The organism is Haloterrigena gelatinilytica (assembly GCF_013342145.1).
Taxonomy (GTDB): Archaea; Halobacteriota; Halobacteria; order Halobacteriales; family Natrialbaceae; genus Haloterrigena; species Haloterrigena gelatinilytica.
Window position 1 is genome coordinate 481,878 of record NZ_JABUQZ010000001.1, and the last position, 16,471, is coordinate 498,348.

General features: G+C 67.1%; 14 protein-coding genes and 1 tRNA gene. 8 read left to right on the forward strand and 7 right to left on the reverse strand.

What is annotated here, in order from left to right:
* The first annotated feature begins 81 nt into the window (after window positions 1-81).
* Together HTZ84_RS02355 and HTZ84_RS02360 are read left to right on the forward strand one after the other, a co-directional pair.
* Entirely contained in the window at window positions 82-543 is a 462-nt protein-coding gene (locus HTZ84_RS02355) for an SRPBCC domain-containing protein (protein ID WP_174679211.1), read from the forward strand.
* Window positions 544-659: 116 nt separating this feature from the next.
* The gene (locus HTZ84_RS02360) at window positions 660-839 is read left to right on the forward strand and encodes a hypothetical protein (RefSeq protein WP_174679212.1); all 180 of its coding nucleotides are present in this window, start codon (window positions 660-662) and stop codon (window positions 837-839) included.
* 56 nt (window positions 840-895) lie between these two features.
* Here HTZ84_RS02360 and HTZ84_RS02365 read toward each other — a convergent pair whose 3' ends face one another.
* Window positions 896-1,549, reverse strand: a complete 654-nt coding sequence (locus HTZ84_RS02365; RefSeq protein WP_174679213.1) for an HAD family hydrolase — start codon at window positions 1,547-1,549, stop codon at window positions 896-898.
* A gap of 485 nt (window positions 1,550-2,034) precedes the next feature.
* On the opposite strand from HTZ84_RS02365, the gene HTZ84_RS02370 reads away from it, so the two are divergent.
* Window positions 2,035-2,631, forward strand: coding sequence for a DUF6735 family protein (locus tag HTZ84_RS02370; protein WP_174679214.1), 597 nt, complete (start codon window positions 2,035-2,037; stop codon window positions 2,629-2,631).
* Here HTZ84_RS02370 and HTZ84_RS02375 read toward each other — a convergent pair.
* Both HTZ84_RS02375 and HTZ84_RS02380 read right to left on the reverse strand, forming a co-directional pair.
* Complete coding sequence (locus HTZ84_RS02375) at window positions 2,628-4,415, reverse strand: MutS-related protein (protein ID WP_174679215.1); 1,788 nt, start codon at window positions 4,413-4,415, stop codon at window positions 2,628-2,630. The two genes, HTZ84_RS02370 and HTZ84_RS02375, sit on opposite strands and share 4 nt — an antisense overlap.
* Window positions 4,416-4,523: 108 nt before the next feature.
* Window positions 4,524-5,915, reverse strand: a complete 1,392-nt coding sequence (locus HTZ84_RS02380; protein WP_174679216.1) for an SLC13 family permease — start codon at window positions 5,913-5,915, stop codon at window positions 4,524-4,526.
* 386 nt (window positions 5,916-6,301) lie between these two features.
* On the opposite strand from HTZ84_RS02380, the gene purF reads away from it, so the two are divergent.
* Window positions 6,302-7,774 carry an amidophosphoribosyltransferase gene (purF, locus tag HTZ84_RS02385; RefSeq protein ID WP_174682518.1) on the forward strand — a complete coding sequence of 491 codons (1,473 nt, stop codon included), beginning with the start codon at window positions 6,302-6,304 and terminating at the stop codon, window positions 7,772-7,774.
* A gap of 225 nt (window positions 7,775-7,999) precedes the next feature.
* Here the strand turns inward: purF and HTZ84_RS02390 are convergent, their stop codons facing one another.
* Both HTZ84_RS02390 and HTZ84_RS02395 read right to left on the reverse strand, forming a co-directional pair.
* Window positions 8,000-8,563, reverse strand: coding sequence for a DUF420 domain-containing protein (locus HTZ84_RS02390; protein WP_174679217.1), 564 nt, complete (start codon window positions 8,561-8,563; stop codon window positions 8,000-8,002).
* Between the two features lie 480 nt (window positions 8,564-9,043).
* Window positions 9,044-9,128: transfer RNA gene (locus HTZ84_RS02395), tRNA-Leu, on the reverse strand.
* A gap of 146 nt (window positions 9,129-9,274) precedes the next feature.
* Here HTZ84_RS02395 and HTZ84_RS02400 point away from each other — a divergent pair.
* From HTZ84_RS02400 to HTZ84_RS02415, 4 genes are all read left to right on the forward strand, one after another.
* A complete protein-coding gene (locus HTZ84_RS02400) occupies window positions 9,275-9,805 on the forward strand; it encodes a helix-turn-helix domain-containing protein (RefSeq protein WP_174679218.1) in 531 nt (176 codons plus the stop codon).
* 76 nt (window positions 9,806-9,881) lie between these two features.
* On the forward strand, window positions 9,882-10,739 hold the full coding sequence (locus tag HTZ84_RS02405) for an alanyl-tRNA editing protein (protein WP_174679219.1): 858 nt from the start codon (window positions 9,882-9,884) through the stop codon (window positions 10,737-10,739).
* 149 nt (window positions 10,740-10,888) lie between these two features.
* Window positions 10,889-12,127, forward strand: a complete 1,239-nt coding sequence (locus tag HTZ84_RS02410; protein WP_174679220.1) for a mandelate racemase/muconate lactonizing enzyme family protein — start codon at window positions 10,889-10,891, stop codon at window positions 12,125-12,127.
* A 259-nt stretch (window positions 12,128-12,386) separates the two neighbouring features.
* Window positions 12,387-14,477 carry an alpha-amylase family glycosyl hydrolase gene (locus HTZ84_RS02415; protein WP_174679221.1) on the forward strand — a complete coding sequence of 697 codons (2,091 nt, stop codon included), beginning with the start codon at window positions 12,387-12,389 and terminating at the stop codon, window positions 14,475-14,477.
* A 65-nt stretch (window positions 14,478-14,542) separates the two neighbouring features.
* Here HTZ84_RS02415 and HTZ84_RS02420 read toward each other — a convergent pair whose 3' ends face one another.
* Both HTZ84_RS02420 and HTZ84_RS02425 read right to left on the reverse strand, forming a co-directional pair.
* Complete coding sequence (locus tag HTZ84_RS02420) at window positions 14,543-15,436, reverse strand: sugar ABC transporter permease (RefSeq protein WP_174679222.1); 894 nt, start codon at window positions 15,434-15,436, stop codon at window positions 14,543-14,545.
* A gap of 4 nt (window positions 15,437-15,440) precedes the next feature.
* Window positions 15,441-16,466 carry a carbohydrate ABC transporter permease gene (locus HTZ84_RS02425; protein ID WP_174679223.1) on the reverse strand — a complete coding sequence of 342 codons (1,026 nt, stop codon included), beginning with the start codon at window positions 16,464-16,466 and terminating at the stop codon, window positions 15,441-15,443.
* Between the last annotated feature and the right edge of the window lie 5 nt (window positions 16,467-16,471).

A 16,471-nucleotide genomic window follows, 5' to 3' on the forward strand; every position in this document is an offset into this window, starting at 1 on the left:
GCGCGACGGAACGGGACGACGAGATCGACCCGGCCAGCGACGGCGACAGGGGCATAGCGCGTCGGCGCGCCACATCTTCGCATGACCGAATTCGACGTCTTCGAGGAGATCGAACTGTTCGAGGAGATCGACGCACCGCCCGACGTCGTCTGGGACGTCCTCCTCGAGTTCGACAGCTATCCGGAGTGGAACCCGTTCGTTCGCGCCATCGAGGGGACGCCAGCGAAGGGCGAACGGTTGCGTGTGCGGATCGCTCCGCCGGACGCTCGCGCGGTGACGTTCGAGCCCGAGGTCGTCGTCGTCGAGGAGAATCACCGCCTCGCGTGGGTCGGCCGGTTGGTCGTTCCCTTCGCGTTCGACGGCTACCACGAGGTCCGCCTCGAGCCCGTGGCCGACGGCGAACGGACGCGGCTGCTCCACCGCGAGACGTTCCGCGGCGCGCTCGTTCCGCTGCTGTTCGACCGGGAGTCCCTCGAAAGGGGGTTCGCGGCGATGAACGCGGCTATCAAGGACCGGGCGGAGAGTCGAATCGCCGCCACGTGATGGGATCAGTAATACGGGGCCGGTGTTCAGAAGTTCGGTCGGCTCTCGCGCCCGGCATCGCGAGCAGATCGCTGTCCGATAGTTAGTCTTTTAACAGTTGTGCGAAGGTTAGACGTATGGACACGCGAGGGAACGAATGGGCTCCGCTATTCGTCGTCGGGATGGGGCTCGTGGTCGTCGGCTCGCTCCTGTTGGAGACAACAGCGTGGTCTCTCCAGTACGCGGTACTGGGACTCGGACTCCTCACGGTCGCCGGTTCGGCCTATCGGGCGACGACGGACTCCGTTGCCGGTTGATCTCCACGCTGTCGTCGGAACTCGTCCGATGAGCGGCTGAAAACATCCGCGATCGGTTACAGTAACTCGGGAATAGCCTCGAGGCTCTCGATTTCGACGGTCGGCTCTCGCGGGAGCCCCACGCCCTCGACGTGATCGCGCCGGAGGAAGGCGGCGTCGATGCCGGCGGCGTCGGCCGCCTCGACGTCGACCCAGCTGTCGCCGACGAACAGCGCGTCGTCGGCGTCGAGTTCCTCGAGCGCGAGTTCGAGGTAGTACGGCGTCGGCTTCTTGCGATCGATCCCCTTCACCGTCGGCTCGCGGCCGTACCAGACGTCGAACCAGTCGAGTTCGAAGTGGGAGACGATGTTACCGATCGTCTCGTGTTGGTTGTTGCTGACGATCGCCGTCGCGACCTCGAGGTCGCGGATCGCGTCGATATCGTCGTAGAGACGTTTCCGGCCGGCCTCGATCTCCTCGAGTTGGGCCGCGACGGCGGCGTGTTCGCGGGCCGTCCAGAGTTCGTGGGGATCGACGTCGTGGGTGTCGGCGACCTCGCGCAGCGAGTCGACGCTCGGCCCCATTACGGTCCGGACGTGCTCGGACGGCGGGTCGACGACGCCGACGGCCGCGAAGGCGTCGTGCATCGCGTCGATGAGCACCTCGCGATCGGTCGGCGTCGTCAGCACGCCGTCGTTGTCGAAGAGGACTGCGTCGTAGGCTGCGTCCATTCGGGACCGTTCGCTACGATCCGGGGGGATTTCGGTGTTGTGCTCGAGGGCTCCCGATCCGTCGCGGTCGCGAACGGCGTCGCCGTGCGACGTAGCGTGTGCATGCACGGCGCTAACTCCCACCAGGTTCCTACGCCCGTCGCCTCTGGGATTTCTCGAGCGACTCGAGCGGACGATACCCACCGACGACGGTGTCGAGTACCAGTGTCCATCGTGCGGGGCCGTCTTCGAGACGGCGCACGAACGGTGTCCGAAGTGCGCGGAGTTGGACGTCCGCAAACGGGGGAGCTTCGAGTTTCGGCCGGAGTGACGACCCGGGGATCGAACCCGTCCGCTCGTTCGCTTCTTCCGTCGAGTCGTCTCGAGTCGAGCCGCAGGTTCAAGTACGGACGGGCGACCAGCATCGGCGATGGAATCCCTGCTTCACCCGCCCCGTCGCTCGAGGCGCACAGACAGCAACTCGCCGCGCGGGCTCCCGGAGGCCGATGGGGCATAGAGCGCTCGTCGCCTACCGGCGACCGGACCGGCGGTACGACCTCCGGTACAGCCACTGGGGCGGCGAGGACGTCACCCTCGCCGACCGGATCAGCGCGGAGACCCCGCTGGGCGACGGCGACGTCGACGGCGACCTGCTCGCGGCGGCGATCGACCGCGACCGACTCCTGATCGAGTACCTCGATCCCTGCTGCTACGAGGCGCTGTACGTCGTCGAACCCGGCGGGGACTACCGCGTCACGGCCTACCGCGTCTGCTGGCTCGAGTGGCCCGACGGACGCGACGGGGGTCGCGGCGCGATCGTCGCCGTCGAAAACGACGCCGCGGACCGCCGGGTGCGGACGTGGTTTCGCGCGACGAAGACGACGCTCGCCGACGTCGTCGAGATGGGCGTCCTCTCGTGGCGCGCGGCCCGTACCTACCTCGAGGCCCGGATCTGCGAGGACGAGGACGGCGCGGTCTACACGTACGGCGCGTCGGATACCGACACCGTCGACTACGCGTCGTCGCCCAACGAGTGGTTCGACGAGGACGGGCGGGACGGATGGGAACGAAACGAGGGCCGGAATCCGGACGAGGACCGCTAGTCGGTCCCCGTCTCCGTCCAGCGGGCGTCGGCCAGCGTCCGCTGGACGACGTCGTTGCCGACCGCCTCGGCGAGCGTCTCGAAGCCCGCGCGTTCGCCGCGCTCGTCGGCGTTCGCGACGAGTCGCGAGACGATGAACTCCGGCGTCGACCGCCCGACCGTATCGAACCGGGGCTGGTAGTCGACCAGCAACTCGAGGTCGGGGTTCAGCCCCTCCGCGAAGATGCCGTCGACCCGCGCCTCCGGCGGCAGCGGCTCTAAGTCGTCCGCGAGGTGGGTGACGAAGACGCCCAGCGCGTCGCGGTCGACGGAGAGCGTCACCAACCCGTGCAGGAGGTCGGCCGCGCTGCCGGGTTCGGTGATCGCCTCGAACTCGTCGACCAACATTAGAGTGCGTCCGCCGGCCGACAGCGGCGGCACGATCGAGCGCAGCGTCGACTCGAGGACGCCCGCGTTGAAACTCGCGTGACGACGGTGGAAGACCAGCGAGTCGACCGGCGTCACCTCCGCCCGCTCGGCGGGGACGGGCAGCCCCATCATCGCCAGCAGGACGACCTGACACAGCGTCTCGAGCAGCGTCGTCTTCCCGCCGCTGTTGGCCCCGGTGAGCACGGAGACGCGCTCCTCGCCGGGAACCGCGTTTACGCCCGCCGGCACCGCGGTCACGCCGTGGTCGCCGAGCGCGTAGGTGACCGGCTGGACGGACTCGTCGTCCACGGCGGCGAGGGTGAGGTTTCGGGCGTCGACGACGGAGACGGCCGCGTCCGGGCTCTCGACGAACGTCGGCCGGGTACAGTCGTACTCGAGGGCGAACCGGGCCAACGAGAGGTGCAGGGCGATGTCGTCGACGGCGGAGACGGCCCGCTCGACGGCGTCGTCCGTCTCCTCGAGGGTCGCCTCGAGTTCGCTCGCGACGGTCTCCTCGCGCTCGTCGATCGCGTCGGTGAGGTCGCTCCGGAGGGTTCGCAGCGTGGCGCCGACGAAGTCCGTCGCGTCGGTCGCGTCCGTCGGCATCGCGTCGCGAACCCGGTCGACGGTCACCGCCGTCTCGGTCAGCAGGTGGTCCTCGAAGGCCTCGCGGAACCGGCCGACGTCGCGAACCCCGTCCGACCGCAACTCCTCGATCAACTCGAGGGCGTTGGCGTCCATGTCCTCGACCGCGCCGAGCGCCTCCCGCAGGCGGTCGAGTTCCTCGTCGGCGCCCTCGCGCACTCGCCCGCGGTCGCCGTCCAGCGCCGCGAGCGCCTCGGCGGCCTCCGCGAGTCGGTCCCGCTCGAGATCCGCGACGGCGGCGAACGGGCCCGAGTCCACGCCGGCCTCGAGCAGGGCGAGCGCGGCCTCGACGGCGGCGCGCTCGCTCCCCGCGCGCTCGTCGTAGCGCTCGTAGGCCGCGAGCACGGCTTCGCGGTCGTCCGTCTCGAGCGCCGCCCAGGCGTCCCGAGCCGCGAGGACGTCGTCCAATCGATCCTCCATGGCCCCGCGCTCGGTCAGCGGCGTCAGCACGCGAATCCGGTCGGCCGCGCGCTGCGTGACGGCGTGTTCGACCGCCAGATCCAGCAGTTCCTTATACGCCGATCGGGCGTCGCTCGTCGCCAGCACGTCCATCCCGCCACCGCCCGTCGCTCGGCGCAGGATCCGCGTCGCCCGGCCGCGAGCGAGGCCGGCGTCCGCGAGCGCCCGCACGTCGCCGCTCTCGATCGCCTCGATCGCGCGGTCCCGTCCCAGTTCCTCGACCAGCGTCGCCCGCGTCTTCGGCCCGACGCCCCAGTACTCCTCGAGTCGCATACTCGTCGGATTCGAGGCAACCGTCTTGAACACTGTGCCTCGAGTCGTCTCGACGGTCCGAATCGGCGAGCCGCGACGCGCGCGATTCGCCGACCCTCGTCGACAACCCTAGTAGAAGAGGCTGAAGAGACCGAACTGAACGGGAAGCAAGAGCAGGATCGTCGCGACCGAGCAGGCGACCGTGGCGACGATCAACTCCCGCGTCCGGACGTCGCCCTCGTTCAGAATGACGATGAGGACCGCCGACTGGTAGGGGAAGAAGTACGAACTCAGCGCCATCGTTTCCGCGAGCAAGACGGGCGTGAACGGGAGCCCCGCCGCGTCGATGTACGGGATCAGGATCGGCGTCAGCACGCTCGCGACGGCCACCCCCTCCATCAGGAAGGTCAGCGCGAACGTGATGCAGAAGACGGCGGCGAGAACGACCGCGAGCGGTCCGTCGGAGGGGACGAACGCGAGTAGCCGGGTCGCCGCACTGTCGGTGAACCCGGTTCGGGTCAGTCCGTCGCCGATCGCGAACACCGCGGCGATGAAAAAGAGGATCGTGAAGTCGACGTCGCTCCCGACGGTCTCGAAGTCGGCGACGCCGAGGGAGGGCAGGTACGCCAGGATGACGACGGCGACCGCACCGACCACCGGGTGGAAGCCGTGGACGAAGTCCGTCGCCCAGATCAGCGTCCCGACGAGCAGGAACGCGAGCATCCGTCGCTGGGCTCCGCCGTCGGCCGTCCGCTCGTCTCCGGGCAGTTCGAAACTCGAGTCGGCCGCGGGCCGGAAGAGTGCGTAGACGATGCCGACGACCAGCAGCACGCGGAGAAGTCCCATGACGGGGTACATGTGGAGCGACCACTCGGACCAGGAGATGGTGTGGCCGGCGATCGACTCCCCGAACCCGGAGATGATGATGTTCGGCAGGTCCGCGGTCAGAATCCCCGCCGAGCCGTAGAACGTGGCGAACAGCGGGCCGAGATAGAGGCCGACCTGCGCCCGGCGGGAGTCGAACAGGGAGCCGAGTTCCCGGAGGACGGGCGCGAGCGCGAGGATGCGGACCAGCGCCGACGGCACGAGGAAGGCAAGCGCGTGGGCGCCGATCGAGAGCGCGAGCAACAGGCGACGGTACGCTCGGAGCGAGTCGCCGTCGGCCGCATCGCCGATGCTCCTGGTCGCGATCCACCGACCGACGCCGTTCGCGAGCCCGCTCTGGCGCGTCGCCTCGCCCATCAGTAACCCGAAGCCGATGAGCCACGTCGCCGGCTTCTGGAATCCGGCGAGCGCGAGTTCCGTCGAGACGGCGACGGCGATCAGCCCGAGCGCGATCAGCCCCGTGTACGACGGCGGGACCGGCGTCAGGACCCAGAGGACGATACAGAAGAGCGTGATCGAGAGCATCGTCGCCGCCGATCCCGAGGCGAGAACCCACGTCGCGACGGCGACGGCGGCAGCGAGCGGGAACGCCACCGCCGGCGATCGAGCCACGTCGATCGCGTTCGGTCGGTTCATTGAACAGTGTTCTCCGATGCAATAGCAAAATTGCCGTGATTTATCGGTCGCCCCTCACACGACTCGAGGACCCCGACGAGGCTACCGATCGTCCGGCGACCGCGAACCCCCCTCACGTTCGTGGTGGCTACCGCGATCGCGGATCGGCAGATCGTATCGCTCGGTCGAAAACGCCGTCGCTGACGATCGGCTTTCGGCCACCGCCGCGGGTCGGGCTCGCGATGAGACGTCGCCGTCGCGTCGTTCCGCGAGAAGTGTGCACGATCGTGCCTACATTTTTGCCGCGACGGGAGCTGATGAGGCACAAACACGGGGATTTTTATCGACTGGGCCCCCTACGGACGACCATGACTGATGGGCGGGGCGAGACTCCCCGGCGAACAGGGATGACCGAAAAGTGCGGCGTCGTCGGCGTCTCACTCGACGGTCGAGACGCGGCGCGGCCGTTGTACTACGCGCTCTACGCGCTCCAGCACCGCGGCCAGGAGTCTGCCGGAATCGTCACCCACGACGGCTTCCAGCAGCACAGCCACGTCGAGATGGGCCTCGTGGGCGACGCCTTCGGCGAGGACGACCTCGACACGCTCAACGGGGCAGCGGGGATCGGCCACGTCCGGTATCCGACGGCCGGCTCGGTCGATTCCTCGTGTGCCCAGCCGTTCTCCGTCTCCTTCAAGAGCGGTTCGCTGGGGCTTTCCCACAACGGGAACCTCGTCAACGCCGACGAGATCCGCGACGAACTCGCCGCCGCGGGCCACGCCTTCACCAGCGACGGCGACACCGAGGTCATCGCCCACGACCTCGCGCGCAACTTACTCGAGGAGGATCTCGTTCGCGCGGTCAAGCACACGATGCAACGCATTCACGGCTCGTACTCGCTGACGATCAGCCACGACGACACTATCCTCGGGGTGCGCGACCCGCAGGGGAACCGGCCGCTCTGTATCGGCGAACTCGAGGACGGCTACATCCTCGCCTCGGAATCGGCGGCGATCGACACGTTAGACGGCGAACTCGTCCGCGACGTGCGACCGGGCGAACTCGTCGTTCTACAGGACGACGGCCAGGGCTTCGACTCCTACCAGCTGGTCGAGGAGGAGAACACGGCCCACTGCTTCTTCGAACACGTCTACTTCGCCCGCCCCGACAGCGTCATCGACGAAACGCTGGTCTACGAGGCCCGCCGAAACCTCGGCCGCAAGCTCTGGGAGGAAAGCGGCGTCGAGACCGACGTCGTGATGCCGGTTCCCGACTCCGGACGGGCCTTCGCCTCGGGCTACGCCGACGCCGCGAGCGAGACGACCGCCGACGGCGAGCCTCGAGACGCCGAAGACGACGGCGTCGAGTTCGCCGAGGGACTGATGAAGAACCGCTACGTCGGCCGGACGTTCATCATGCCGACCCAGGACGAGCGCGAACGCGCGGTGCGGCTGAAGCTCAACCCGATCAAATCGACGATCGAGGGCAAGACCGTCACGGTCATCGACGACTCGATCGTCCGCGGGACGACCTCCACGCAACTGGTCCAACTGCTCAAGGACTGCGGCGCCGAGGAGGTCCACGTCCGCATCGGCGCCCCGGCGATCGTCGCCCCCTGTTACATGGGGATCGACATGGCCACCCGCGAGGAACTGATCGCTTCCGACAAGTCCACCGCCGAAATTCGCAACGAAATTCAGGCAGACAGTCTCGCCTACCTCTCGACCGACGCCGTCGCCGACGTCCTCGGGAAGGAGCGCCTCGACCTCTGTCTGGGCTGTGTCACCGGCGAGTACCCCTACGACATCGAGGGCGAGGAGACCGACCGCGACGTCTCCCGTCCCGATATCGGCGGGCAGCAGCTGCCGGCGGACGACTAACAACCTTTTACTCTGCGGTCTGGCGCGCTGGCGGCGGCATAGCTGCCGCACAGCGCACCGTCCCTCGGTAAAAGGTTGATCAAAAGCACTCCTCCTTCCCCTTCGCTCGTTACACTCGCTCCGGGTCAGTCGTCGGCCCGCTCGCTCACTTCGTTCGCTCGCGGTTGCTATCGGTCCCGCTGAACCTAACCCTAACACGAAAACCGAGTTCGTGTTCGAGCGACCTCAGTAGACCACGTGCAACAGCACGTAGACGACGATCCCCAGCGAGAAGGAGATCAGCCACAGGCTCGCCGCGACCCGCCCGACGCGGGCGTGGTTCGTCCGGTAGAGTTCGTCGATCGGATACGCGCCGGCGAGCAACAGCGCGTAGTAGACCAGCGGCACGCAGACGATCGCGAGGAATATGTGAATCGCGAGGATCGGGTAGTAGACGAACTGTTTGATCGTCTCGGGGCCGGGAAACGACTGCGGGCCGCCCGTCGCGACCAGCCGGTAGAGGTAGAACGTCAGGAAGGCCGCGAACAGGACGAACGAGGCGACCATCGCCAACCGGTGGCGGTCGACGTTCCCGCGACGGATCGCCCGCCAGCCGATCGAGATCGTCCCGATCGCCGCGGCGCTGATGAGCACGTTGAGATGGGGGATCGATTCGAGGACCCAGTCGGGTGCGATCGGTACCGTCGAGGACGGGATTCGGCCGCCGGCGGCCGCGAAGACGATCGCGAGCGAGACGACGCTCAGAACGGCCGTCAGGATATTGACGCGCTCTCGAGGGACGTACTCCATACCTCGAGATTCGACTCTGCGGGGAAAGTGGTTACTGTCGTGGCCGATCGCGCTCGCGTCACCGGTACCGACGGAGCCGTCGCTCGGAGACTCGAGTATCGACGGACCCAGTACCGAACAGCGCTCTCGCTGTCGGGTGTCGCGTCCGTCAGAAGTTGTGCGTGGGTGATGTCCGCGACGGGAAATCACCTGCATCGTTTCGCTCGGCGGCTACGCCGCCTCGCGTTTGGTGGACTTCGTCCACCCATGCGATGCGTGGGACCGGATTCGAACTTCCGTCGTTCCGCTCCGCTCCACGACGACATTCGCGATCGGCTCTGCCGATCGCTCATCGGCGGACCCCTCCGGGACAGCGCCCTCAACGCTGCGCCGTCGAGACCCACCGCTGGTCAGTGTAACCTTCCTCAGAAGTTGTGCGTGGGTGATGTCCGCGAAGGGAAATCACCTGCATCGAGATGTGACGGCAGAGCCGCCGTGCGATGCGTGGGACCGGATTCGAACCGGCGGACCCCTACGGGACAGCGCCCTCAACGCTGCGCCGTTGGCCTGGCTTGGCTACCCACGCTCGCGGTGTCTTTGTCTTACTGCACTCAACCGTATCCATCGGTATTACAAAAGCCCTTTCTTTTTCTCCCGGCCTGCGCCGAGGTCACACGGGACTGAGGGAATTCGAGGCGGTGATTTGAAATGCTCGAGTTGCCAAAAGGTACCATGGCTAAGTATTCGACCGGTTCGTCCGCCGGCGGCGGCGGGACAAGCTGCGAACTCTGCGGTGCCGAGAGCGACTCGCTTCGACTCGCCACGGTCGCCGGCGCCGAACTCGAGGTCTGTCCGGACTGTGCGCCCCACGACGACACCCAGCAGCGCTCGGGGTCCAGTCGCGGCTCTCGAGGCCAGGGACGGGGACGGAGCGACTCGAACGACGAACCGAGCCGCAAGCAGAAGGCCGCCCAGAACGTCGCCAAGGCGAACCCGGTCTGGGACGGCGACTCAGAGCACTGGGAGCAGGAGGGGACGAACTACGACGACGATCCGCTGCCGTATCTCGTCTCCGGCTACGGCGAGAAACTCGAGGCGGCGCGCCAGGACGCCGGCCTGCAGCGCGAGGAACTCGCCGAGGAACTCGGCGCGCGCGAGAAGGACCTCCTCGCGGTCGAACAGGGCCGGGCGGCTCAGGACGGCGTCGGCGGCGGCCTGATCGAAGCCCTCGAGGAGCGACTGGACGTGACGCTGTCCGAGTGAGATCGCGCTCGGCGTATCGATTCGGCAGACTGTTTCGGCAAGCAGACTTTTCATAGCTGACGAGAGAGTGGACCCAATGACCGGACAACGGGCAGCCAGGGAGCCCTACACCACGCGGTTCGAAACCGAGGTGACGTCCATCGACGGGCGCACGGTCTGGCTGGAGACGAGCTACTTCTACGGGACGAGCGACGGTCAGCCGGCCGACCGCGGGACCGTCGGCGACGCGACGGTCACCGACGTGCGACTGGTCGACGGCGAACAGGCTCACGTGCTGGCCGAGGAACCGTCGTTCAGGGTGGGCCGTCGCGTGCTCTGTTCGATCGACTGGTCGTTTCGCATGTACTGCATGCGCGCGCACACGGCCGCCCACCTCTGCTACGGCGCCGCCAGGCGCTGCCTCGACTCCCCGGGGTACGCCGGCCTCGAGATCGGCGAGGAGACGGTCGCGGTGGACCTCGAGACCGCGCCGCTCGACGACGAGGCGCTGATCCAACTCGACGAGTTGATCAACCGGACCGTCTGGGAGTCGAGACCGGTCTCCTGGGAGAGCGTCCCCGTCGCGGCGGCGCGCGAGCGCGACGACGTCGTTTTCGACGAGGAGCGATCCGGGACGGCCGTCGAAAAAGGGCGGGTCCGCGTCGTGACGATCGGCGACGAGAACGACACCGGTCACGGGATGGCGACCGCGGACGCGGGGGAGCCCTGGAACGTCGCGGCCTGCGGCGGAACCCACGTCCGGAACACCCGCGAGGTCGGCCCCGTCACGGTGCTCGGCTGCTCGAGCCCCGCCGAGGGAATCCGCCGGCTCGAGTTCGCCGTCGGTCCGCAGGCGATCGACCGGCGGACCGCCGAGAAGCGGGCCGCCTTCGCCGCGTCGGCAGCATTGGACGTCGATCTCGAGGACGTCGGCGACGAACTCGAACGCGCCTGAGAACCGACGACGCTCGCTCTACCGAGATCGGCGATCGTCGCAAGCACTGGTTTCATAGCGCCGTGTTCTGGATTACTAGTCAGCCGTAGCTCGGCGACTTGCTCACGGAAGGTAGAAACTATTACTATCTTCGAAGTGAATTTACAACCATGGGAGTCGATTACTCACAGCTGCACGATCCGAACGCCGAGTATACGATGCGCGACCTCTCGGCGGAGACGATGCAGGTCACCCGCGAACGCGGGGGCGGCCGGGACATCGAGATAACCGACATCCAGACGACGATGATCGACGGGAACTTCCCGTGGACGCTGGTCCGGATCTACACCGATGCCGGCATCGTCGGCACCGGCGAAGCCTACTGGGGCGCCGGCGTCCCGGAACTGATCCAGCGGATGACGCCCTTCCTGCAGGGCGAGAACCCGCTGGACATCGACCGACTGACCGAGCACCTCGTCCAGAAGATGTCCGGCGAGGGGTCGATCGCCGGCGTCACCGTCACCGCCATCGCGGGCATCGAGGTCGCCCTGCACGATCTGGCGGGCAAGATCCTCGAGGTGCCGGCCTACCAGCTGCTGGGCGGGAAGTACCGCGACGAGGTCCGCGTCTACTGCGACTGTCACACCGAAGAGGAGGCCGACCCCGAGGCCTGCGCCGACGAGGCCGAACGCGTCGTCGAGGACCTGGGCTACGACGCCCTGAAGTTCGACCTCGACGTCCCGTCGGGTCACGAGAAGGACCGCGCGAACCGCCACCTCCGCGAGCCCGAGATCGAACACAAGGCCGAGATCGTCGAGCGGGTCACCGAGCGCGTCGGCGACCGCGCCGACGTCGCCTTCGACTGCCACTGGACGTTCTCCGGCGGCAGCGCGAAGCGACTCGCGAAGCGCTTAGAGGAGTACGACGTCTGGTGGCTCGAAGACCCCGTCCCGCCGGAGAACCACGACGTTCAGCGGGAGGTCACCCAGTCGACCGAGACGCCGATCACCGTCGGCGAGAACGTCTATCGAAAACACGGCCAGCGCCGCCTGCTCGAGGAGCAGGCCGTCGACATCGTCGCGCCGGACATGCCCAAAGTCGGCGGCATGCGCGAGACGCGAAAGATCGCCGACCTCGCGGACATGTACTACGTGCCGGTCGCGATGCACAACGTCTCCTCACCGGTCGCGACGACGGCCAGCGCCCACGTCGGCGCGGCGATCCCGAACTCGCTGGCCGTCGAGTACCACTCCTACGAACTCGGCTGGTGGGAGGACTTAGTCGAGGAAGACGTCATCGAGGACGGCTACATCGAGATTCCCGAGGAACCGGGACTCGGCGTGACGCTCGATATGGACGTCGTCGAGGAGCACATGGTCGAGGGCGAGGAACTGTTCGACGAAGCGTGAGCTTCGTCGGGCTCGCCGAGCTCCGCTCGGTGGTGTTTGACGAGGCCTAGCCGAAGTCACGCTCGTCGAGCTTTGCTCGACGGTGTTCGACGAAGCGTAAGCCGCGTCGAATCAGCGAATCTCCGTCTTCTGTTCGATTCGGTCTCGTGCGTTTCACTCCCGTTCCGGTTCGACTACCGGAGTGAGCGATTTCTGAGTCAACTATGCCTATGACGTACTATTACACCATAGATTTAGCTCCGGGCGTAGAAAGCGGCTCATGGACCGGCGCCCCTCACGGAGACGGATTCACGAGGCGACTCGAGAATCGGACCGACGACGGTTGCTCGCAGACGGCGGCGAACCCGATCCCGATCCCGCGCTCGAGCGCGACGACGGCTCGCACCACCCCGGGCCGCCGCGGTTCGTCACCGTCGGCGAGGGGATCGTCGACCCGAACGGGAACGAGATGGAGACGCGGGACGACCTCGCGCCGCGGAATCCGGACGGCGACGCCGACTACCGCTGGCGCGTGCTCGAGTCGCCCGAGGGCTCGAGCGCGGTCCCGACCGACGGTCCGATCGCCGAGTTCGAACCGGACGTGCCGGGCGAGTACGCGCTCGCGCTCGAGGCCCCCGACGGGCCCCACGAGGTGACGGTCCGCGCGTTTCCCGAGGCGGACGAGGGCGAACCGCGCCCGCGGGTCGAACTCGACGCGACCGTCGAGGACGACCGGGTCCGCCTCTCGGCGGACGCGAGCGTCGTCGGCGACGGCGACCCCAGCGTCGAGTACTACGTCGACGACCGGGACGCGGACGTGCTCGAGTCGGACGGCACGATTCCGGTCGACGCGATCGACGACCCGGTCCGCGTCTACGCCGTCGCGGTCGACGAGCGCCACTCGGTTCCGGACGCGATCGAACTGGTCCCCGCCGACGGCGCGGCGGACGAGCCGTCGGTCCGCGTGGATCACCCGTTCGAGCCGCCCGAGTGGGCCGTCGACGCGGTCGTCTACGAGATTTTCACGCGACGGTTCCCGGATCAGGACGACCCTACGTTCGAGACGATCGCGGAGCGCCTCGACCACCTCGAGGCCCTCGGGATCGACGTCCTCTGGTTGACGCCGTTTCTCGAGGCGAAGAGCGGATTCGGGACGCCAGCGGAGCGCGGTGGCCCGCACGGCTACAACACGACGGACTACTTCGGCGTCGATCCGGACCTCGGAACGACGGCCGACTTCGAGGCGCTGGTCGAGGCCTGTCACGACCGCGATATCCGCGTCGTCTTCGATCTCGTGATCAACCACACGGCCGACGCGCACCCCTTCTACGAGGCCGCGGTCGACGAGGACCACCCCGATCACGAACGCTATCGCGACTGGTACCGGTGGGAGGACTTCGACGAGCGCGAACCGGACAGGTACTTCGGCTGGGACGACATTCCGAACCTGAACTACGCGAATCTCGACGTCCGCGAATATCTCCTCGAGGTCGTCGACTTCTGGGCGGAGAAGGTCGACGGCTTCAGGGCCGACGTCGCGTGGGGCGTCCCGTTGAGCTTCTGGACGGAGGTCAGTGATCGGCTGACCGGGACGGACAGCGAGTTCTTCCTGTTAGACGAGACGCTGCCCTCCGACGTCGAGATGGGCGGCGGCCGATTTCACACGCACCACGACGACGTGCTCCACGATACGCTCGAGGCGATAGGGGCGTCGGTCGCGGGCGACGCCGAAGACGGGACTGTCACTGAAGCCGACGACGAGGAGGAAGACGCGGTCGCGGACGAGTTCACGGATTCGGCCGCCGGGATCGACACGACGAGCGCGGACGCGATCCTCGAGGCGGTCGACGACCGGCGACGCCGCGGCGCCCATCCCGACTCGGAGTGGCTCCTGTACGTCGAGAACCACGATACGGACCGGTATCTGGCCGAGTACGGCCGCGACGCCCAGCGGGCCGCGGGCGCCGCGACGTTCACGCTCCCGGGGTCGCCGATGCTCTACTACGGCCAGGAGACCGGTCTGACGGGACGGCGCGACCCGATGAACTGGGGCGCGTTCGACGCGGACCTGCTCGAGTACTACCGGCGACTGATCGACCTCCGGAAATCGCATCCGGCGCTGCAGTCCGCGGCCGACCTCGAGCGCGTCGCGTACGAGGCGGACACCGACGCCGCGGTCGCGTTCGCTCGCGCGGACCCGGCGAGCGGCCGCCGCGTCGTCGTGGCGCTTCACTTCGGCGCGGGGACGGCGACGGTCGAGCTCGACGAGTCCGCCGCCGAGACCGATCCCCTGATCGGCGTCGACGCGCTCGCGTCCGACGGGACCCTCGCCGTCGATTCGGTCGTCGTCCTCGAGGGAGACGGATCGTAAGCGCGTCGGCTCGAGGGGCTCGAGCGAGCAGCGAGAGGGAAAACGAGCGGACGGGGATCGGCCGATTAGCCTTCCATCCCGCCGAAGGAGAGGCCGCTTTCGACCTGTTTCTGGGCGAGGAAGTAGATGATCGCGACCGGAAGGGCGAACAGTAGGGCGAACGCGGCGAACTGCGGCCACGACGTTCCGCGCCGGTCGTCGATGAGCCCGTAGAGCTCCACCGACAGCGGGTAGAGGTCGGGATCGTGAATCAGCGTCTGTGCCACGATGAACTCGTTCCAGCCCGCGGTCCACGCGAACACCAGTACGGCGGCGATTCCGGGTTTCGCGAGCGGCAGAATGACCTCCCGCATGACCTGCCACTGGCTGGCGCCGTCGACGATGGCCGCCTCCTCGTAGGAGACGGGGATGTTGTCCATGAAGGTCTTCAGCAGCCACGTGTTGAACGGGATCGCCCCGGCCGCGTAGAAGAGGCCGAGCACGAGCAGGTTGTTGGTCAGGCCGATGCCCGAGAACAGCGCGTAAAGCGCGATGAGGACGGCGATCGAGAGGCCTGCCCCCACCTGCGTGAACAGGATGTAGCCGTAGAGGAGCTTTCGCCGACCGAAGAACTCCCGCCGCGAGAGCGCGTAGGCCCCCGGGATCGAGAACGCCAACGTGACGGTGACCGTCACGGTGACGACGATCAGGCTGTTCAGGAGCCCCCGTCGGAAGGACTCGTTCTCGAGGACCCATCGGAACGAATCCAGCGTGTACGCGGCCGGGTCGCCGAACAGACTCCCGGGAGACGACAGCGTCGTCCCTCTGGACAACGCGACGGTGACGATCCAGTACACCGGGAACAGCAGGAGCAGGAGGAGTCCGACAGCTACCCCAGTCGTGAGGACGGACTTCGCGACGTCTACCGGACTTCGACGACCCGCTCGGAGATCTGCGATCGCATCTAGTATCGTACTCATTTGATCACACCCCGTCCGCGAGATTGGTTTTCTTGACGGCGAGCCACATGAACAGCCCGATGAATCCGATCGCGACGACCATGATCGCCGACGACATCGCGTATTCGTTGAACACGCGCGCCTCCCGGTAGCCGTAGACCAGGAGCAGTTCGTTGCTCCGCCCGGGCCCGCCCTTGTTGAACACCCACGGAATCAGGAAGTTCTGGAAGGACGTCGCGGCGGTGAGAATCGACGCGAACACCAGCGGGCCCTTGATCGCGGGGATCGTCACGTGCCGGAGCCGATTCAGGTAGCCCGCCCCGTCGACTTTCGCCGCGTCGTGGAGTTCCATCGGCACGTCCTGGAGCGCGCTGACGACGATGATCACCATGAACGGATACGCGAGCCACGTTTCGGTCACGACGTACCCGAAGAAGGCGGCCCACCTGCCGCCCGTCCAGTTTACCGGGACGTCGACGAGCAGTAGTTCCGGTGCCCTGAGCGCGACGAAGAAGGCGATCGTATCGACGAGTTCCGCGAGGCCGATAACGACGTCGTTGTACGCCGACACGAGCCGGTTGAACGGTCCGAACGCGGCCGGACTGAAGATCGCCCGCCAGATCGTGATCACGAAGATCGGCGGAAAGCCCATGGGAACGATGACGAGCGCCCGCATGTACCGCTTTCCGGCTACCCGGTCGTGCGTGAGTAGGATGGCGATCACCAGCGTGAGTACGAGTTTCAGGCCCAGACTCACGCCGACGTAGAGCCAGGTGACTCCGATGGAGTTCCAGAACTCCCCGTCGGCGAACAGTTCGAGGTAGTTCGCAAACCAGACGATCGATGCCTCCCCCTGGAAGATCCCGATCACGTCGCCCGCCCGACTCACGTCGGTGATCGACAGGTAGACGAGAAACGCGATCGGGAACAGCATGAACAGCGAGAACAGCACCAGCCCCGGTAAGACCAGTACCACCCCGATATCCGTCGCACTCGACGGGAGGAGACGACGGATTCGATTTCCCACGCCCTCGGGTGTATCTACAGACATTTTGC

Coding starts and splice junctions, on each gene's coding strand:
- HTZ84_RS02355 (WP_174679211.1), top strand. CDS start 82: ATGACCGAATTCGACGTCTTCGAGGAGATCGAACTGTTCGAGGAGATC.
- HTZ84_RS02360 (WP_174679212.1), top strand. CDS start 660: ATGGACACGCGAGGGAACGAATGGGCTCCGCTATTCGTCGTCGGGATG.
- HTZ84_RS02365 (WP_174679213.1), bottom strand. CDS start 1,549: ATGGACGCAGCCTACGACGCAGTCCTCTTCGACAACGACGGCGTGCTG.
- HTZ84_RS02370 (WP_174679214.1), top strand. CDS start 2,035: ATGGGGCATAGAGCGCTCGTCGCCTACCGGCGACCGGACCGGCGGTAC.
- HTZ84_RS02375 (WP_174679215.1), bottom strand. CDS start 4,415: ATGCGACTCGAGGAGTACTGGGGCGTCGGGCCGAAGACGCGGGCGACG.
- HTZ84_RS02380 (WP_174679216.1), bottom strand. CDS start 5,915: ATGAACCGACCGAACGCGATCGACGTGGCTCGATCGCCGGCGGTGGCG.
- purF (WP_174682518.1), top strand. CDS start 6,302: ATGACCGAAAAGTGCGGCGTCGTCGGCGTCTCACTCGACGGTCGAGAC.
- HTZ84_RS02390 (WP_174679217.1), bottom strand. CDS start 8,563: ATGGAGTACGTCCCTCGAGAGCGCGTCAATATCCTGACGGCCGTTCTG.
- HTZ84_RS02400 (WP_174679218.1), top strand. CDS start 9,275: ATGGCTAAGTATTCGACCGGTTCGTCCGCCGGCGGCGGCGGGACAAGC.
- HTZ84_RS02405 (WP_174679219.1), top strand. CDS start 9,882: ATGACCGGACAACGGGCAGCCAGGGAGCCCTACACCACGCGGTTCGAA.
- HTZ84_RS02410 (WP_174679220.1), top strand. CDS start 10,889: ATGGGAGTCGATTACTCACAGCTGCACGATCCGAACGCCGAGTATACG.
- HTZ84_RS02415 (WP_174679221.1), top strand. CDS start 12,387: ATGGACCGGCGCCCCTCACGGAGACGGATTCACGAGGCGACTCGAGAA.
- HTZ84_RS02420 (WP_174679222.1), bottom strand. CDS start 15,436: ATGAGTACGATACTAGATGCGATCGCAGATCTCCGAGCGGGTCGTCGA.
- HTZ84_RS02425 (WP_174679223.1), bottom strand. CDS start 16,466: ATGTCTGTAGATACACCCGAGGGCGTGGGAAATCGAATCCGTCGTCTC.